The sequence below is a fragment of the Enterococcus villorum genome (genome assembly GCF_007990225.1).
Lineage (GTDB): Bacteria > Bacillota > Bacilli > Lactobacillales > Enterococcaceae > Enterococcus_B > Enterococcus_B villorum.
In genome coordinates this window covers 1-18,643 of sequence record NZ_BJWF01000037.1, presented here as the reverse complement: position 1 = coordinate 18,643, position 18,643 = coordinate 1, and the positions used below count along the sequence as shown (strand labels likewise).

Genomic DNA, 18,643 nt, shown 5'->3' with positions numbered 1-18,643 from the left:
AGTGAAAGTTAAGGTGATAAAGTGAATAACCGAATCCTTGAAACATTAGAATTTGAAAAAGTAAAGCAACTTGTACGCCAGTTTGTAGTTACTGCACAAGGTGTAGAAGAACTTAAGAAGTTGGTGCCAATTAGTCAGAAAGAAAAATTGGCGCATTGGTTAGCAGAAACCGAGGATGGTCTGAAAGTTCAGCGTTTACGTGGTGGAATCCCGTTTCCTAAATTAGAAAATATTCGCCCACATATGAAAAGAATTGAAATAGGTGCTGATTTAAATGGGGTAGAATTAGCACAAGTTTCTCGTGTTTTGTCTACCACTAGTGAGTTGAAACGATTTGTTGCTGATTTGGCAGATAGTGAAATTGAATTTTTACGGCTGTATTTTTGGGAAGAGCAACTAGTGACGATTCCTGAATTAAACCGTCGATTAAAAGAAGCCATTGATTCGGATGGTCGAGTAACAGATGATGCCTCCCCTGAACTAAAAATCATTCGTCAAAACATTCGTCGAAGCGAACAAAATGTCAGAGAACTACTTGATGGGATCGTTCGCGGGAAAAATGCCAAATACTTAAGTGATACAATTATTACCATGAGAAATGATCGTTATGTTATTCCAGTGAAACAAGAATATCGAGGTGTTTTTGGTGGAGTCGTCCATGATCAAAGTGCTTCTGGACAAACTTTATTTGTCGAACCGAAACAAGTTGTTGAATTAAACAATCGTTTAAGACAATATCAGATTGCAGAACGTAATGAAATTCAACGCATTTTAAGTGAATTATCTGCTGAACTCGTTCCTTATCGTCAAGAAATTATCCATAACGCTTATGTAATTGGCAAATTAGATATGATGAATGCAAAAGCTCGCTTTGGAAAAGAGTTACATGCTATTGTGCCAGCGGTTAATGAAGAAAATCGGGTCGTCTTAAAACAAGCCAGACATCCTTTGATTGACCAAGAAAAAGTGGTTGCAAATGATATCAGTATTGGTGAAAATTACCAGGCCATTGTGATTACTGGACCAAATACTGGAGGAAAGACAATTACATTGAAAACATTGGGCTTGTTACAGTTAATGGGGCAAGCAGGGTTACCTATTCCTGTAGAAGAAGAAAGTCAAATTGGTATTTTTGATGAAGTTTTTGCAGATATCGGGGATGAACAATCCATTGAGCAAAGTCTCTCAACTTTTTCTTCACATATGACAAATATCGTGGACATACTAGCAAATGTAAACGAAAAAAGTTTAGTTTTATTTGATGAACTGGGTGCCGGAACGGATCCGCAAGAAGGTGCTTCACTAGCTATTGCTATTTTAGATGAACTAGGGAAAAAATCTGCTTATGTGATGGCGACTACCCATTATCCTGAATTAAAAATTTATGGGTATAATCGTGCGAATACGATCAACGCTAGTATGGAATTTGATGTGGATACGCTAAGTCCTACTTATCGTTTATTGATTGGTGTTCCAGGAAGAAGTAATGCCTTTGAGATCTCCAGTCGGTTAGGGTTAGACCAGGCAGTTATTCATGAAGCGAAACAATTGATGAATGATGAAAGTCAAGACTTAAATGAGATGATCGCTGATTTAGAAAATCGACGTAAAATGGCTGAGACGGAATACCTTGAAATGCGTCATTATGTCGATGAAGCACAAGAATTGTATGAGAATTTAAAAGAAGCTTATCGCTATTTCTTTGAAGAACGTGAAAAAGAAATAGATAAAGCCAAGAAAAAAGCCAATGAAGTCGTTTCAGAAGCTGAGGAAAAAGCCGAAAAAATCATTGCAGATATTCGGAAAATGCAACAACAAGTTGGGCAAGGAAATGTCAAGGAACATCAGTTGATTGATGCGAAAACGCAGTTAGCAAATTTACATCAAGAAGAACAATTGAAAAAAAATAAAGTATTGAAAAAAGCAAAAGAACAAAAGACCTTAAAACCAGGGGACGAAGTCTTAGTGACGACTTATGGACAAAGAGGAACATTGTTGCGCAAAAATGGCAATCAATGGCAAGTCGAAATTGGTATTTTAAAAATGAATGTTTCTGAAAATGAGTTAATGCCTGTCGCACCTCAAAAAGAAACAAAACAACGGGTAATTCATGCTGTTCGTTCTGAATCCACTAGTCATGTGTCTAACCAGTTGGATCTTCGTGGTAAACGATATGAAGAGGCCTTAAATGAAGTGGATCAATATCTAGATTCAGCGATTTTAGCTGGCTATCCTCAAGTGACAATTGTACATGGAAAAGGGACAGGAGCTTTACGCCAAGGGATCACCGATTATTTAAAAAATCATCGTAGTGTCAAAAGTTTTGAGTTTGCACCAGCTAACCAAGGTGGCAATGGAGCAACTATTGTGAAATTTAAATAAAACTTACTAAATGTAAGCAGAAGTCTCGTTTCTTATACGAAAAGATGCTATAATAACTTCAGACTAAAAAATGGAGGTCTTTGATATGTCACAAGTAGTTACAGATACGACATTTAATGAAGAAACAGATAAAGGCTTAGTATTGATTGACTTTTGGGCAACTTGGTGTGGACCTTGTCGCATGCAAGCACCAATTTTAGACCAATTATCAGAAGAATACGACGAAGATGAATTTAGAATCGTAAAAATGGATGTTGATGAAAACCCACAAACACCACAACAATTTGGTATTATGAGTATTCCAACACTATTGTTGAAAAAAGATGGACAAGTCGTTGAAAAAGCAGTAGGCGTTCACTCAAAAGAACAATTACGCCAAATGATCGAAAAATATCTATAAAAAACTGAGCATTTTACTGAGATATCAATCATTGGATTGATATCTCGGTTTTTTTGTACTTTTGTCTAGTTTATGTTAAAAGCCTTCTTACTTTTTTAGGGAAACGCAGAGAGAGTAGAAACACGATTTTCAACCATTTTGACAGACATGTTATAATTAATTCAAAGAAATTTGAAAGGAAGTATCCGATGAACGAACGTATCAAAAATAAATTAGCCTTACTTCCTGATCAACCAGGCTGCTACTTAATGAAAGATAAAAATGGGACGATCATTTATGTGGGAAAAGCTAAGATCCTAAAAAACCGAGTCCGTTCTTACTTTACAGGTAGTCATAATACAAAAACGGAGCGCTTAGTCAGCGAAATTGAAGATTTTGAATATATTGTTACAGAATCCAATATCGAAGCCTTACTTCTAGAAATTAATTTGATCAAAAAAAATGATCCTAAATATAATATTATGTTAAAAGACGATAAGACTTATCCTTTTTTAAAAATTACGAACGAAAAGTATCCACGCCTTGTGATTACTCGTAAAGTATTAAAAGATAAAGCTTTTTATTTCGGTCCTTATCCAGATGTTGGCGCAGCAAATGAAACAAAAAAAATCCTTGATCGGCTTTTTCCATTACGTAAGTGTAAACCCAGTCAAACCAAAGAACCTTGTTTGTATTATCATTTAGGACAATGTTTATGTCCTTATTATTTTGATGTTGATCCCAAAGTATATACAGAAATCGTTGAGGAAGTAAAAAGTTTTTTAAACGGTGGGTATGAAAAAATTGAATCGGAAATCCATCGAAAAATGGTTCATGCTGCTGAAAAGATGGAGTTTGAAAAAGCAGCTGAATACCGAGATCAAATCCGAGCAATTGAAACAATTATGACCCGACAAAAAATGACGAATACTGATCTAGTGGATCGTGACGTTTTTGGCTATGCCATTGATAAAGGCTGGATGTGTGTTCAAGTGTTTTTTGTTAGACAAGGAAAATTGATTGAACGGGATGTTTCGATGTTTCCTTTTTATAACGAAGCAACAGAAGATTTCTTAACCTATATTGGTCAATTTTATCAAGAAAACGAGCATTTTATTCCTAAAGAAGTGTTGATCCCAGATACGATTGATAAACCCAGTGTTGAAGCCTTACTATCTACGAAAGTTTTGCAGCCAAAACGTGGTGAAAAGAAAAAATTAGTAGAATTGGCAAATAAAAATGCGCAAGTTGCCTTAAATGAACGGTTTGATTTAATTGCTAGAAAACAAGAACGGACGATAGGGGCCGTGGAACGTTTAGGCAATGCGATGAATATTCCTACACCTATCCGTATTGAATCATTTGATAATTCAAATATTATGGGAACAAACCCAGTAGCTGCAATGGTCGTTTTTATTGATGGAAAACCAGCAAAAAAAGAATACCGTAAATACAAAATCAAAACAGTCAAAGGACCAGATGATTATGCTTCGATGCGTGAAGTCATTTATCGTCGCTATTCTCGGGTGATTCGAGAAGGGTTGCCTTTGCCAGATTTGATCCTGATTGATGGTGGAAAAGGACAAGTAGATGTGGCTAAAGATGTCTTAGAAAATCAATTAGGGATTGATATTCCTGTTGCTGGTATGGCAAAAAATGAAAAGCATCGAACCAATGAACTTCTTTTTGGTCATGAACTTGACGTTATTCCACTGGAAAGAAATTCCCCAGAGTTTTTTTTGTTGCAACGAATACAAGATGAGGTTCATCGATTTGCGATCACTTTCCATCGTCAATTAAGAAGTAAGAACAGTTTTGCTTCACGCCTTGATGAAATTGAAGGATTAGGACCAAAAAGAAAAAAACTACTCTTAAAAGAGTTCAAGTCATTAAAAAATATCACCTCTGCAACAATGGAAGAACTTCAACAAATCGGACTACCTCAAAACGTAGCGCAAAATGTTTTTGATAAATTGCATGAGAACTAGCTTAGGGCACTTTACAAACCATGTAAAGTGTCCTATTATTTGTAAAACAAATGTTAAAAATTGATGAACCTTCATAAATAAAAAGAGAAATTATCCTAGTGAATATTCATCAAAAATGGGGACTTGAATAAAGGAAAATAAACAACAAACTAAAAAAATGGATTGTTCATTTTTACTATTGTAAAATACAATAGTATTCAAATCACAAGGGCAAATGTTTGATTAGACAACACTCTGACAAACGCAATAGTTGAATTTATAAATGATTGGTTTAAAGTATGGTTGCGCTAAAGTCAGAATAAGGAGTGAAAAAATGTTAGAAGTAAAGGATTTGGTTAAGACATTTGGGAATTATACAGTCGTTGACCATGTATCATTTAAAATCCCAGATGGCAAAATCATGGGATTGATCGGTCAAAATGGAGCAGGGAAAACAACTACCTTCCGCTTGATTTTGGATTTTTTAACACAAGATCAAGGCGAGGTTCTCTGGAATGGACAACCATTAGGAGAAAGAGACTACAACATCATCGGCTATTTGCCTGAAGAACGTGGTTTGTATCCTAAAGTTTCTATTCAAGATCAGCTGTTGTATTTCGCAGAATTAAGAGGAAAATCAAGAAAAGAAATCGAACCGAAGATTGATTTTTGGATGGAAAAGTTCCAAGTAAAAGGGAAAAAAACAGATAAAGTAAAATCTTTATCCAAAGGAAATCAACAAAAAGTGCAATTGATTGCGACATTGATTCACGAACCCAAATTAATTATCTTAGATGAGCCATTTAGTGGACTGGATCCAGTCAATGCGGAACTATTAAAAGACGGTATTATTGAATTAAAAGAACATGGTTCATGTGTTATTTTTTCAAGTCATAATATGGATAATGTTGAAAAAATTTGTGACCATTTGATCATGTTGCGAAATGGTCAAATGGTTCTAAATGGAAAAGTTCATGAAATTCGAGAATCGTTTGGTCGGACAAAATTATTTTTAGAATCTGGTTTAACGCAACAAGAAGTCGCAGCTATTGAAGGCGTCAAAAAGGTCAATGTTCGTGAAGATCAGACATTAGAAATTACGTTGGAAGACCCAGATGCAGGTAAAGAAATCTTTACACGTGCTACTCAGTTTGGCTATATTCCAATGTTTAATCAACAACCGCCTACTTTAGAAGAAATATTCAAATTGAAAGCAGGTGAGTTCGATGCGTAAATTTTGGATCATTACGAAAGACGTCTATCTAAAAAATGTTAAATCCATTTCTTTTTTAATCATGATTTTAGTTCCATTTGTTATGATGGGAGTTATTTATGCCGCTGGACATTTTGCTCAAAAAAATAGTGAGATCAATAAAATCGGTGTTTTTTCAGAAAACACACAGGTAGCCCAGCAACTAGGAAAAGTAAAAAACAAAGAATTTGAATTTCAAAGCATTGAATCAAAAAAACAAGCCCAAAAAGAATTAACCAATGAAAAAATTGATGCCTATATGGTTGTGACTGTTGAAAATGATGTGTTAAATGGGGTCTTATACAGTGAAAATTCATTAGGACAAAGTACGCAATTACTGATACAGCAACAACTAACTAGCTTGCAGTCAATGATACGAGCAAGTAAACTAGGGATCTCGTCAGAAGACGTAGCAAGCTTAAGCCAACCAGCAAATTTATCAAGACAAAAGGTTAGTTTTGATAACCATGGCAAAATGACAGTAGGAGAAGATAATTCTGGAATTCAATATGCAATTAGTTATGTCGCAACGATTGCCCTATTTATTATTATACTGACTTATTCTCAAATTATTGCACAAGAAATCGCCTCTGAAAAAGGAACCCGAATCATGGAAGTGATTTTATCAAGTACGACAGCGCAAAAGCATTTTTACGGAAAACTGACAGGCGTACTATTAGTAGCCTTAACACAAATGGCGCTGTATGGTGTGATTTTTACTGTCGGATTCCAGCAATTTAAACATATGGATTTTGTGAAGAGTATTTTAGACAATCTTTCTCTTGATAAAATCATCGGACCATTTTTATGGTATGCGTTATTGTTTATGTTCTTTGGTATTTTGATCTTCTCTGTTCTAGCAGCGTTATGCGGTTCGTTAGTGAATAAAGCAGAAGATACGGCAAAAGCTATTTTACCAGTCACTTATCTATCGTTAGGTGGCTACATGCTTGGTTTAGTCTTAGGAGCATCTGATCCTAATAATATTGTGATTCGTGTCACTTCTTATATCCCGTTTCTATCTTCATATATTATGCCTGTTCGTTTAGCCAATGAGACAGCGGGGGTATCTAACGCTTTGATTTCGCTTGGGATTTTAGTCATTGTTACCTTTGTTTTAATGTTTCTATCAGCTAACATGTATAAATCAAACGTACTCGTTTATAGTGAAGGTGGCTTGTGGAGTTCGGTGAAACAATCATTTTCAATTATGAAAAATGAACGGAAAAAATCATAATTTTTTCTATAATTAATAAAATAAAAAAAGAGGCTGTCGTTTCAAGATTTTGAAACGATGGTCTCTTTTTTATTATATAAATGCGAAAGTAAAATTCGTTTTGATGACAAGATAGGATTAAAATTCCTGGACAAAAAAATCAAATAAGCGTTGTTCTGCTGGATTGATAAAATGCGTAAGCTCTGGGTGCCATTGTACGCCGAGAAGCTTAGTGTTTTCATCTGCACTTTCTATTCCTTCAATCAAACCATCAGGTGAGTAGGCAGTGGCTTTTAAAGAAGGGGCTAAGATTTTCAATGCTTGGTGATGATAGGAGTTAACAAAATGAGTAGTAGGAAGTAATTGACTTAAAATTGTAGCTGGAACAATTGTCACTTCATGCGTAGCAAATTGTGGTGCAGTTGGCTGTTGTTCATGTTTCACTGTCCAGTCTGAATAATTAGATAAATCTTGGTATAAATTACCGCCAAGGATAACATTTAAAAGTTGCATTCCTCGGCAAACAGCAAAAATTGGTTTGTGTTGCTTGATAGCTTCTTCAATTAAAGCTTGCTCAAATAAATCCCTCTGTAGATTTGTTTCTAAAAGTTTCGGATGAGGAGCTTCATGATAGAGCTGAGGAGAAATATCTTGGCCACCCGCAAGAATTAATTTATCTATGCGATCAATATAAGCAGGTGCTGCTTCAGGTGATGCAATGGGCAAAACGATGGGTAAACCATTTGCTTGTTGAACGGCATTTATAAATCCTTGTGGTGTATAAGTGACTTGGTTTCCCTGAAACGTTTCTGTTGCTTTAATTAATTGATTACCCGCAATGCCAATAATAGGGAACATATGATTTCCTCCAAACAATGAATTTGGTTTATTCTATCAAGAATAAAAAAAATTTAAAAATATTTTGTACATTGCTAAATCATGAATGTATATAAGTAGAAATAATTTTCTGTGGCTTATTTTGTTATAAAAAAACAAATTTAATCTAGCAAATAACGAAATTTTATTGAATTTTTTTACTAGTTTGATACAATGGAGTTAAATCAAAAATAAAAATGGTTGGGCATATGCTTCAAGGATCGCGTTCTTCAAGGGGTGAGAAGAACATTTTTGAAGGGCCTACTATAATCAGTTAGCAAGGGTACGTACTTTCAATAAAACGAGAGCATGTACCCTTTTTTAATCGAAAGGAGGAAATAACTATGACAGAAATGGCAAAAATTTTAGCGAAAATCAAAGATACTGAGGAAAATAATCATCAAAAGAAAGAACAGGCAAAAGAAGAACTTTTGCAGCACGAAAAATTAAGACACGATGAATTACTGAGATTAAATAGAATGTACCAAGAACAATTAATAAAATTGATCAAAGAAAAAAGAAAAACCGAAGAGGAAATAACAGCAGAGGAACAAAAAGAAATCGAATTGATTCTGGAACAATTTCGTCAAAAAGTGTTAGAAATTGAAAAAGAACATGTTAAATTACAAGAAATTAAAGAGTTGAATAATCAAAGTGTGACAAATGAAATTATTGAAAGGATGAAAGAAAAAAATGGCTGTCACTAAGATGGAAAAAGTGACCCTTATTTCTGATAAAAAAAACCAAGAACTTCTTTTACAAGCTCTTCAAGGGATTCATGCAGTTGAAATTCGTGATCTATTTCAAGAATTTGAAAGCAATGAATGGGTAGATTTTTATTTTCCTGAAAAAATGACCATTGACAAAGAAAAAAGTATTTTTAATTTATCCCACCGATTGAAAGAGATACGTACAGCCATCCAATTTATTGAACACCATGGGGATAAAACTCAGAAAAAAAGTCATTTGAAAAGACGGGAGCTTTCATTACAAGAATTAGAAAAAAACTATTCTGAAGAAAATTTTTTGGAAAAACTAAATGAAGTATTGTCTTTAAAAGAACAGTGGGAACAATTAGTTGAGCAACGTCAACAGCTTGAAGAGGAAGAGATGCGGTTAATCAATTGGCAAAATCTTGATGTCTCTCCTAACAATTTTGATAGTCAAACCACGTCCTTAATCATTGGAACGGTCAACGCAAAGAATGCTGAAGCGTTCAAAGAAGAAATCACTAAAATAAAAGAAATTTTTCTAGAAGAAATCAATGCTTCTCAGACAACTGTCTATTTCGCTTTTATTGTTTTACGATCGGATGAACCACGTGTAGCTGAAATTGCTAATAGATATGGATTTATAAAAGAAGATTATTTGTATGAAAATACGCCACGACAACAATTAGAAGTGATAAAAGAAAACTTAGAGGTAATTAAAAAACAACAAAAACAATTATCCTCATCTCTTGGTAGTTGTAGTGGGTATATCCAAGAATTTGAATGGACAGAAGAGATTTTTCTTGCACGTTCAGAACGAGAAATTATAAAGGATCGCTTGATTCACACGCCTTATTTGATTCTGATTCAAGGTTGGGTTGATAGGGAAGAAAAGCAGGTATTGACTCAAATCATACAGAATGTCTTATCAGTTGAAGATGTTTATATCACTTTTGAAGAACCAACGAATAAAGAAATGGCTGAAGAAGTACCAACAAAATTAAAAAATCATCCGATCGTTGCGCCCTTTGAAATGCTGACAGAAATGTATAGCTTGCCGAAATATAATGAAGTGGACCCAACACCTTGGATGACACCTTTTTATCTTGTATTTTTCGGAATGATGGTGGCGGATATCGGGTATGGTTTACTGATGTTCTTAGGAGCCTTTTTAGTTCAAAAATTAATTGTTTTACCGAGAGAGATGCAACGTTTTGCGAAATTTTTTGAAATTTTAGCCGTTCCTTCGATCATTTGGGGTTTTATTTACAGCTCATTTTTTGGTATGGCATTGCCTAAAGAAATTTTTGGCGTTCGATTACCTTTTCCACTTTTATCCACCACAGATGATGTAAACACGATATTGATTTTATCTGTTATTTTTGGATTGATCCAAATTTTAGTTGGATTGTTTATTGCTGCAAAAGAACAAATCAAGCGTAAAGCCTATATCGCAGCAGTAAATGATGGTTTTGCTTGGCAAGGAATATTGGTCGGTATCATTCTTGTTTTACTCGGAACGATGCTTATCAAAAATCAGGCTTTTGTTTATCTAGGTGGTGGCTTGGCTGTGATTTCTGCTTTATGTATCTTGATGATCCCAATTTTTCAATCTTCTTCTAAAGCAAAAGGCATGGCTAAAGGAGCCTATAATTTATATGGATTAACAGGATATATTGGTGACTTAGTCAGTTATACGCGGTTGATGGCGTTAGGGATTTCTGGTGGAAGTATCGCCGCAGCTTTTAATATGCTGGTTGCATTTATGCCTCCAGTTGCCCGTTTTAGTGTGGGGCTACTTTTGATCGTTGCATTACATGCTTTAAATATGTTTTTAACCCTTTTGAGCGCCTATGTTCATGGGGCAAGATTACAGTACGTTGAGTTTTTCGGAAAATTTTATAGTGGAGGCGGACGTGCCTTCAATCCACTAAAAACAGTAGAAAAATATGTCAATATTAATCATAAAAAGAAATAGAGAGATTTGGAGGAATTTGTAACAATGATGGATTATTTAATTAGTCAAAATGGTGGTATGGTGTTTGCCGTATTAGCAATGGCAACGGCAACTATTTTTTCAGGAATTGGTTCTGCTAAAGGTGTTGGGATGACAGGTGAAGCAGCCGCAGCTTTAACAACAAGTCAGCCGGAAAAATTTGGTCAGGCATTGATTCTACAATTGCTTCCAGGTACACAAGGATTGTATGGGTTCGTGATCGCCTTCTTGATTTTTATTAATTTAGGGAACGATATGTCTGTGGTCCAAGGATTGAATTTCTTAGGTGCTTCTTTACCAATTGCATTCACTGGTTTGTTCTCAGGAATTGCTCAAGGAAAAGTAGCGGCTGCGGGTATTCAAATTTTAGCGAAAAAACCAGAACACGCAACGAAAGGGATCATTTATGCTGCGATGGTTGAAACATATGCTATCTTAGGTTTCGTTATTTCTTTCTTACTGGTTTTAAATGCTTAATAAGGAGGAAGTATTGTGGATGCAATCGACAAAATTATTACGCAGATAAATGAAGCAGCACAACAAGAAAGAACGCTTTTGATAGAGACGAAACGTCATGAAATCGATCAAGCATTTGAAGAAAAAAAACGAAAGCTTGAATCAGATTACCAAAAAGAAAAAAAACGACAACTTGAAGAGATCGAGAAAGAACATCGTCAATTAAGAAATAAGCAAAAAATGCAGATGAAACAGGAAATATTAAATACAAAACAAGCAGTCTTGCAGCGCTTATTTACAGAAGCAACCGCTCAATTAGAGAACCAGCCAAAAGAAGAACAACTTTCTTTGATCAAAAAAATGCTACAGACACTATCCATAAAAGGAAAAGTTCGTTTGATCGCAGGACAAAAAACAGTGGATTATCTAAGTCCTACTTTGATTGAGACATGGAATCAAGAACTTCCTTTTGAAATTTTATTAGATGAACAGACAGTAAAAAAACAAGCAGGGTTTATTATTGATGATCATGGCATACAATATAATTTTTTATTTAGTCATTTGATTAAAGAAGTGCAAGCGACAATGAGTGCTGAGATTGCGAAAGAATTATTTAGTTAAGGAGGGAGGTCTAAATGAATTATCATGAGTTGAATCCCTTGATACGCGGTAGAGAATTAGAATTGATTTCAAAAGAAACCTTTACACAAATGCTCGAAGAAGATTCCATCGTATCCCTCGGTGAACGACTAAAATCAACGATTTATCAATCATATATCTATGAAGGGTTTGAAGAAGATTTTGAAGCAAATCTTTTGAAAGAACGAAGCAAGTTGTTTCACTGGTTGAAAGAAAATGCACCAGAACCAGAAATTGTTTGGATATATACGATGCGTTATACCTTCCATAACTTAAAAGTACTTACAAAAGCGGAAATGACCGGCCAAGATTTTGATCATCTTTATGTATATGATGGTTTTTATACATTAGAGACATTAAAAGATGCCATTCACACACAAGTTTCTGCGCAAGTGCCAGAAAATCTGATGAAGTGCATTCGAGAAGTCCATGAATACTGTGCTGAATCTTCTGTTTTACAAGGAATCGATATCATTTATGATCGTTACTTTTTAACCGAGCAACGTAGGTTAGGCGAAAAACTGGGGTATCCTGAACTATTAGAAGAAATTGTTGCTTTTATTGATTTAACGAACATTACTACAACCGCAAGAGGGATTTTACAAAAGCGTAGTCTTGGTTTTATGACTACTGTTATTTCTAGCTCAGGTAGCATTCCCAAAGAAACATTGCTATCATTTGTTCGTGGAAATATGAGCGAATATATGCAATTTTTACTTACGACTATTTATAATGAATTACTAAAACAAGTCATCCACGATGATACGATGGATTTAGTAAAGTTAGAACAGTTGAAAGATGATTATTTAAGCTCATTTTATCAAGCAGCACAAACCCAAGCGTTTGGGCCCTTACCGTTATTAGCTTTTTTAAATGCAAAAGAAGTTGAAAGTAAAAACCTACGACTTTTGGTTATTGGTAAACGAAATAATTTTTCGATGGATCAACTAAAAGAAAGGATGAGGCAAGTCTATGACGTATAAAATCGGAGTAGTTGGTGACAAAGATTCTGTCTCACCATTTCGCTTATTTGGTTTTGATGTTCAACATCAAACAACTAAATATGAATTAAGAAAGACGATTGACGAAATGGCTAAAAAAGAATATGGCGTGATCTACATCACAGAACAATGTGTGCAGCAGATCCCCGAAACGATTGAGCGTTATAAAAATCAACTAATCCCTGCGATTATTTTAATTCCTAATCATCAAGGATCACGAGGAATTGGTTTAGAAGAGATCCAAAAAAGTGTTGAAAAAGCTGTTGGACAAAATATTTTATAATAGAAAAAGGAGATAGTCATTTGCAAGTTGGAAGAATCATAAAAGTCTCCGGTCCTCTCGTTATGGCAGAAAATATGTCAGAAGCAAGTATTCAAGACATGTGTTTAGTGGGAGATTTAGGAGTCATCGGTGAGATTATTGAGATGCGAAAAGATGTGGCATCCATTCAAGTCTATGAGGAAACTTCAGGAATTGGTCCTGGAGAACCTGTTCGTTCGACTGGCGAAGCTTTGTCTGTTGAACTAGGACCAGGGATCATCTCTCAAATGTTTGATGGTATCCAAAGACCATTGGATACATTTATGGAAGTCACCCAAAGCAATTTTTTAGGTAGAGGCGTACAATTACCAGCATTAGATCATGAGAAAAAGTGGTGGTTTGAAGCAACGATTGAAGAAGGTACGCAAGTAAATGCTGGTGATATTATTGGTTATGTAGATGAAACTAAAATTATCCAGCATAAAATCATGGTGCCAAATGGTATCAACGGGACGGTACAAAAAATCATATCTGGTTCATTTACGATTGATGAAACGATTTGTTTAATCGAAACGGAATTTGGTCAAAAAGAGTTGACGATGATGCAAAAATGGCCAGTGCGCAGAGGGCGCCCAATCAAAGAAAAATTAAATCCCGACGTGCCGATGATTACAGGTCAACGAGTGATAGATACATTCTTTCCTGTGACAAAAGGAGGAGCCGCTGCAGTTCCAGGACCATTTGGAGCTGGTAAAACAGTCGTCCAACATCAAATAGCGAAGTGGTCAGATGTTGATTTAGTCGTGTATGTTGGCTGTGGGGAGCGTGGGAATGAAATGACAGATGTTGTCAATGAATTTCCCGAATTGATTGATCCCAATACAGGCGAGTCGTTGATGGAACGCACGGTCTTGATCGCCAATACCTCCAATATGCCAGTAGCTGCTCGAGAAGCTTCAATTTATACGGGGATCACGATTGCTGAGTATTTTCGTGATATGGGTTACGATGTAGCAATCATGGCAGATTCCACTTCTCGTTGGGCAGAAGCACTCCGTGAAATGAGTGGTCGATTAGAAGAAATGCCAGGAGATGAGGGATATCCTGCTTATTTAGGTTCACGTTTAGCAGAATATTATGAACGTTCTGGACGCGTCATTGCTTTAGGTTCAGATAATCGTGAAGGGAGTATTACAGCAATCAGTGCCGTGTCACCATCTGGAGGTGATATTTCCGAACCGGTTACACAAAATACACTTCGGGTCGTAAAAGTCTTTTGGGGATTAGATTCAAGTTTAGCGCAAAAAAGACATTTTCCTTCTATTAATTGGATCCAAAGTTATTCTCTTTATTCAACCGAAGTTGGAAAATATATGGATAATATTTTACAGCAAGATTGGTCGGATATGGTAACTGAAGGGATGCGAATCTTACAAGAAGAAGAGCAATTGAATGAAATTGTACGTTTAGTAGGAATTGATTCTCTTTCAGATAACGACCGTTTAACGCTTGAAGTAGCAAAATCAATTCGTGAGGATTATCTACAACAAAACGCTTTTGATGAAGTAGATACCTTTACATCAAGAGAAAAACAATTCGACATGTTAAAAATTATTTTGAATTTTGGAAAAGAAGCACGACAAGCATTGGCTCTAGGTGCTTATTTTGATGAGATTATGGAAGGAACAGCTTTTGTAAGAGAACGCATTAGTCGTAGTAAATATATTCCAGAAGATGAATTATCGAAAATAGAGAAAATCAATCAAGAAATAAAAGAAACGATCCAATCAATTGTTTCAGAAGGAGGAATGACCCATGATTAAAGAATATCAGACAATCGAAGAAGTGGTCGGACCTTTAATGGCAGTGGAAAAAGTTTCCGGTGTAAAGTATGAAGAGTTGATCGAAGTCCGCATGCAAAATGGGGAAATTCGCCGAGGGCAAGTTTTAGAAGTACATGAAGACAAAGCGATGGTTCAAGTATTTGAAGGAACAAGTGGCATGAATTTAAAAAATTCTGCTGTTCGTTTTTTAGGACATCCATTACAGTTAGGTGTTTCAGAAGACATGATTGGCCGAGTATTTGATGGATTAGGAAAACCAAAAGACAATGGACCAGAAATTTTGCCAGAAAAATATCTAGATATCAATGGAGAAGTCATCAATCCAATTGCTAGAGATTATCCAGATGAATTTATCCAGACAGGTATTTCAGCCATTGATCACTTAAATACGCTCGTTCGTGGGCAAAAGCTACCCGTTTTTTCTGGTTCAGGCTTACCACATAAAGAATTAGCCGCTCAAATTGCTAGACAAGCAACCGTACTAGATTCTTCTGATGATTTTGCTGTTGTTTTTGCTGCTATTGGTATCACTTTTGAAGAAGCCGAGTTTTTTATGGAAGATTTTAGACAGACGGGGGCTATCGATCGTTCAGTTATGTTTATGAATTTAGCCAATGATCCTGCGATTGAACGGATTGCTACACCAAGAATGGCGCTTACTGCGGCAGAATATTTAGCTTATGAAAAAGGAATGCACGTGTTAGTCATTATGACAGATATGACTAATTATGCAGAAGCTCTTAGAGAAATTTCTGCTGCTCGCCGTGAAGTTCCTGGTCGTCGAGGCTATCCTGGTTATCTTTATACGAATTTAGCCACTTTATTTGAGCGTGCAGGACGAATTAGAGGGCTAAAAGGCTCCGTGACTCAAATTCCAATTTTAACAATGCCAGAGGATGATAAAACACATCCGATCCCTGATTTAACAGGATATATTACCGAAGGACAAATTATTTTAACAAGAGATTTATATAAAAGCGGTATCCAACCACCAATTGATGTCTTGCCATCTCTTTCACGTTTGAAAGACAAAGGGACAGGGGCTGGAAAAACGAGAGAAGACCATGCGGCTACGATGAACCAATTGTTTGCGGCTTATGCACAAGGAAAACAAGCTAAAGAGTTGGCGGTTGTTTTGGGAGAATCTGCTTTATCAGATGTTGATAAAATTTATGCTAAATTTGCTGAACGCTTTGAAAATGAGTATGTTAATCAAGGCTTTTATACGAATCGAACGATCACTGAAACCCTTGATTTGGGATGGGAACTTTTAGCGATGCTACCAAGACTCGAATTGAAACGAATCAAGGATGAGTTATTGGATAAGTATCTGCCAGAAGGGAAGTGAACCTTTTATGCGATTGAACGTCAATCCTACTCGAATGGAACTGACTCGATTAAAAAAACAATTATCGACAGCGACAAGAGGACACAAACTTTTAAAAGACAAACAAGATGAATTGATGCGGCAATTTATTTTACTGATCCGAAAAAACAATGAATTAAGACAAGTTACAGAAAAAGAAATGCAGTCAGCAATGAATGATTTTGTACTGGCTAAATCGACTATCGAAGAATCTTTTATTGATGAATTACTCTCCTTGCCAGCAGAAAATGTTGAACTTTCAATTATAGAAAAGAACATCATGAGTGTAAAAGTACCGATCATGGATTTTCAATATGAAGAACGCTTTAATGAGACTCCCTTAGAATACGGGTATCTACATTCTAATGCTGAATTAGACCGTTCTATTGATCAATTTACGCAACTTTTACCCAAACTTTTAGAGTTATCAGAGGTTGAAAAAACCTGTCAATTGATGGCAGAAGAAATTGAAAAGACGAGAAGAAGAGTCAATGCGCTAGAATATATGACGATTCCGCAGTTAGAAGAAACGATTTATTATATTAAAATGAAGTTGGAAGAAAACGAACGAGCAGAAGTGACTCGATTGATCAAAGTAAAAAATATGGGAACCGATCAATAAATTCAGGAAACCATCACCTTTCAACTAATTTTCTTCAATGTAAAACGAAATTTAGCGTAAGAAGAAAATTCATCGTTTTCTTCTTACGCTTGTTTTCTTCCACAGACTATTAAGTGCTAGATAAGAAAAAGTGAACATAAAGGAATGACTATTGTGAAAAAAAGAGTAAGAAAACGAATATCGCCGGTTCAGTTAATTGCTGCTGGTTTTTTTGTGCTAATCCTCACGGGGGGCGCCTTACTTACTTTGCCATTTTTTAGTCACAGTGGTGAAAGCACGGGGGTTATTGATGCATTATTTACGGCTACATCAGCCGTGTGCGTCACCGGTTTGACCACATTAAACACTGCCGAGCATTGGAATAGTGCCGGACAGTTTTTGATCATGAGTTTGATTGAAATTGGTGGGCTAGGTTTTATGATGGTGCCGATCATCTTTTTTGCTATCGCAAAAAAGAAAATTAGTTTTAGTATGCGTATTGTGTTAAAAGAAGCCTTAAATCTGGAAGAAATGTCTGGCGTATTGAATTTGATGTTTTACATCTTAAAATTTGCAGTAGTCATTCAGTTGATCGGAGCGCTTGCTTTGAGTGTGGTCTTTGTTCCAGAGTTTGGCTGGGGGAAGGGGATTTGGTTTAGTCTTTTTCATGCAGTTTCCAGTTTTTGTAATGCAGGTTTTGATTTGTTAGGTGATAGCTTGATTGTGTATCAAAAAAATGTTTATCTTCTTATGGTTATATCTGCACTAATTATTGCAGGAGGTTTAGGTTTTATTGTTTGGCGTGATGTTCTCAAGTATCATCGAGTAAAAAAAATCACCCTTCATTCAAAGATTGCTTTATCTGTGACTGGCATTTTATTAGTAGGAGGCTTTCTTTTATTTTTCTTTACTGAAAGGAACGGAATGACTTTAGTTAAAGGAAGCGTTGTTGAAAAATTGGCAAATACTTTTTTTATGAGCGTGACGCCTCGAACAGCTGGTTATTATTCTGTTGATTATTTTCAAATGAGTCATGCGGGATTGATATTAACGATGTTTTTGATGTATATTGGTGGAACTTCTGGATCAACGGCAGGAGGATTGAAGACCACTACTTTAGGGGTTTTATTTATCCAAATGCATGCGATGTTTAAAGGAAAAACACGTGCAGAAGCATTTGGTCGTACCATCCGTCAAGCAACAGTTTTACGGGCATTGACACTTTTCTTTGTGACATTATTATTATGTATGGTAGCGATTATGATTTTGTCAGTGACTGAAACGATCCCCAAAAATTCAGGCATCGAATATATTGCCTTTGAAGTTTTTTCAGCGTTTGGTACAGTAGGATTAACAATGGGGCTAACTCCTGACTTAAGCTTCATTGGGAAACTAGTCATTATTTCGTTGATGTATATTGGCAGGGTCGGAATTATGACAGTTGTTTTTTCCTTGCTAGTCAAAGCACATAAGGCAGAAGCCAAGTATAAATTTCCAGAAGAAAGTATGATGATTGGCTAAAAAAACTGAGGAAAGGGACAGAAATTGTCAAACCAATCCTCAGTTTTTTTTGTAAAAGTGAAAGAATAGTATTCATTTTGTGATAGAGGAAAAATAGAAAACTGTTTTTCTCTGACCGTTTTTATTGCTTGATGCAGACCAACCTTCTCACAACCTTATCCACGGCGTTCAAGAA

General features: G+C 35.7%; 16 protein-coding genes and 1 other annotated feature. Of the genes, 15 read left to right on the top strand and 1 reads right to left on the bottom strand.

The window, feature by feature from the left end:
• Positions 1 to 21 precede the first annotated feature (21 nt).
• The 5 genes from EVI01_RS11020 (at position 22) to EVI01_RS11000 (ending at position 7,217) form a co-directional block, all read left to right on the top strand.
• On the top strand, positions 22 to 2,382 hold the full coding sequence (locus EVI01_RS11020; protein WP_010752579.1) for an endonuclease MutS2: 2,361 nt from the start codon (positions 22 to 24) through the stop codon (positions 2,380 to 2,382).
• 85 nt (positions 2,383 to 2,467) lie between these two features.
• Positions 2,468 to 2,782 (top strand): thioredoxin, encoded by a 315-nt coding sequence (trxA, locus tag EVI01_RS11015; RefSeq protein ID WP_010752578.1) that lies wholly within the window; start codon positions 2,468 to 2,470, stop codon positions 2,780 to 2,782.
• A 188-nt stretch (positions 2,783 to 2,970) separates the two neighbouring features.
• Positions 2,971 to 4,749 (top strand): excinuclease ABC subunit UvrC, encoded by a 1,779-nt coding sequence (gene uvrC, locus EVI01_RS11010; protein ID WP_010752577.1) that lies wholly within the window; start codon positions 2,971 to 2,973, stop codon positions 4,747 to 4,749.
• A gap of 313 nt (positions 4,750 to 5,062) precedes the next feature.
• A complete protein-coding gene (locus tag EVI01_RS11005) occupies positions 5,063 to 5,962 on the top strand; it encodes an ABC transporter ATP-binding protein (protein ID WP_010752576.1) in 900 nt (299 codons plus the stop codon).
• Positions 5,955 to 7,217: an ABC transporter permease gene (locus EVI01_RS11000; protein ID WP_010752575.1), complete on the top strand. Its 1,263-nt coding sequence runs from the start codon at positions 5,955 to 5,957 to the stop codon at positions 7,215 to 7,217. Before EVI01_RS11005 ends, EVI01_RS11000 begins: the two co-directional genes overlap by 8 nt.
• A gap of 117 nt (positions 7,218 to 7,334) precedes the next feature.
• On the opposite strand, the gene EVI01_RS10995 is transcribed toward EVI01_RS11000, so the two are convergent.
• Positions 7,335 to 8,054 carry a gamma-glutamyl-gamma-aminobutyrate hydrolase family protein gene (locus tag EVI01_RS10995; RefSeq protein ID WP_010752574.1) on the bottom strand — a complete coding sequence of 240 codons (720 nt, stop codon included), beginning with the start codon at positions 8,052 to 8,054 and terminating at the stop codon, positions 7,335 to 7,337.
• Between the two features lie 217 nt (positions 8,055 to 8,271).
• Positions 8,272 to 8,319: a sequence feature (sodium ion sensor (DUF1646 type); this cis-regulatory element may regulate processes involved in with the transportation of sodium ions), on the top strand.
• 97 nt (positions 8,320 to 8,416) lie between these two features.
• Here EVI01_RS10995 and EVI01_RS10990 point away from each other — a divergent pair.
• From EVI01_RS10990 to EVI01_RS10945, 10 genes are all read left to right on the top strand, one after another.
• Positions 8,417 to 8,779: a hypothetical protein gene (locus EVI01_RS10990; protein WP_010752573.1), complete on the top strand. Its 363-nt coding sequence runs from the start codon at positions 8,417 to 8,419 to the stop codon at positions 8,777 to 8,779.
• Positions 8,766 to 10,760, top strand: coding sequence for a V-type ATP synthase subunit I (locus EVI01_RS10985; protein WP_146811684.1), 1,995 nt, complete (start codon positions 8,766 to 8,768; stop codon positions 10,758 to 10,760). The genes EVI01_RS10990 and EVI01_RS10985 overlap by 14 nt, the downstream gene beginning before the upstream one ends.
• A 24-nt stretch (positions 10,761 to 10,784) precedes the next feature.
• The gene (locus tag EVI01_RS10980) at positions 10,785 to 11,255 is read left to right on the top strand and encodes a V-type ATP synthase subunit K (RefSeq protein WP_010752571.1); all 471 of its coding nucleotides are present in this window, start codon (positions 10,785 to 10,787) and stop codon (positions 11,253 to 11,255) included.
• 15 nt (positions 11,256 to 11,270) lie between these two features.
• Positions 11,271 to 11,855: a V-type ATP synthase subunit E gene (locus EVI01_RS10975; protein WP_010752570.1), complete on the top strand. Its 585-nt coding sequence runs from the start codon at positions 11,271 to 11,273 to the stop codon at positions 11,853 to 11,855.
• Positions 11,856 to 11,869: 14 nt separating this feature from the next.
• Complete coding sequence (locus tag EVI01_RS10970; RefSeq protein ID WP_010752569.1) at positions 11,870 to 12,856, top strand: V-type ATPase subunit; 987 nt, start codon at positions 11,870 to 11,872, stop codon at positions 12,854 to 12,856.
• A complete protein-coding gene (locus EVI01_RS10965) occupies positions 12,846 to 13,157 on the top strand; it encodes a V-type ATP synthase subunit F (protein WP_010752568.1) in 312 nt (103 codons plus the stop codon). Before EVI01_RS10970 ends, EVI01_RS10965 begins: the two co-directional genes overlap by 11 nt.
• A gap of 20 nt (positions 13,158 to 13,177) precedes the next feature.
• Entirely contained in the window at positions 13,178 to 14,959 is a 1,782-nt protein-coding gene (locus tag EVI01_RS10960) for a V-type ATP synthase subunit A (protein ID WP_010752567.1), read from the top strand.
• Positions 14,952 to 16,328: a V-type ATP synthase subunit B gene (locus tag EVI01_RS10955; RefSeq protein ID WP_010752566.1), complete on the top strand. Its 1,377-nt coding sequence runs from the start codon at positions 14,952 to 14,954 to the stop codon at positions 16,326 to 16,328. Before EVI01_RS10960 ends, EVI01_RS10955 begins: the two co-directional genes overlap by 8 nt.
• A gap of 7 nt (positions 16,329 to 16,335) precedes the next feature.
• Positions 16,336 to 16,968 (top strand): V-type ATP synthase subunit D, encoded by a 633-nt coding sequence (locus tag EVI01_RS10950; protein ID WP_010752565.1) that lies wholly within the window; start codon positions 16,336 to 16,338, stop codon positions 16,966 to 16,968.
• Positions 16,969 to 17,112: 144 nt separating this feature from the next.
• Positions 17,113 to 18,468, top strand: coding sequence for a TrkH family potassium uptake protein (locus tag EVI01_RS10945; RefSeq protein ID WP_025480762.1), 1,356 nt, complete (start codon positions 17,113 to 17,115; stop codon positions 18,466 to 18,468).
• Positions 18,469 to 18,643: the final 175 nt, after the last annotated feature.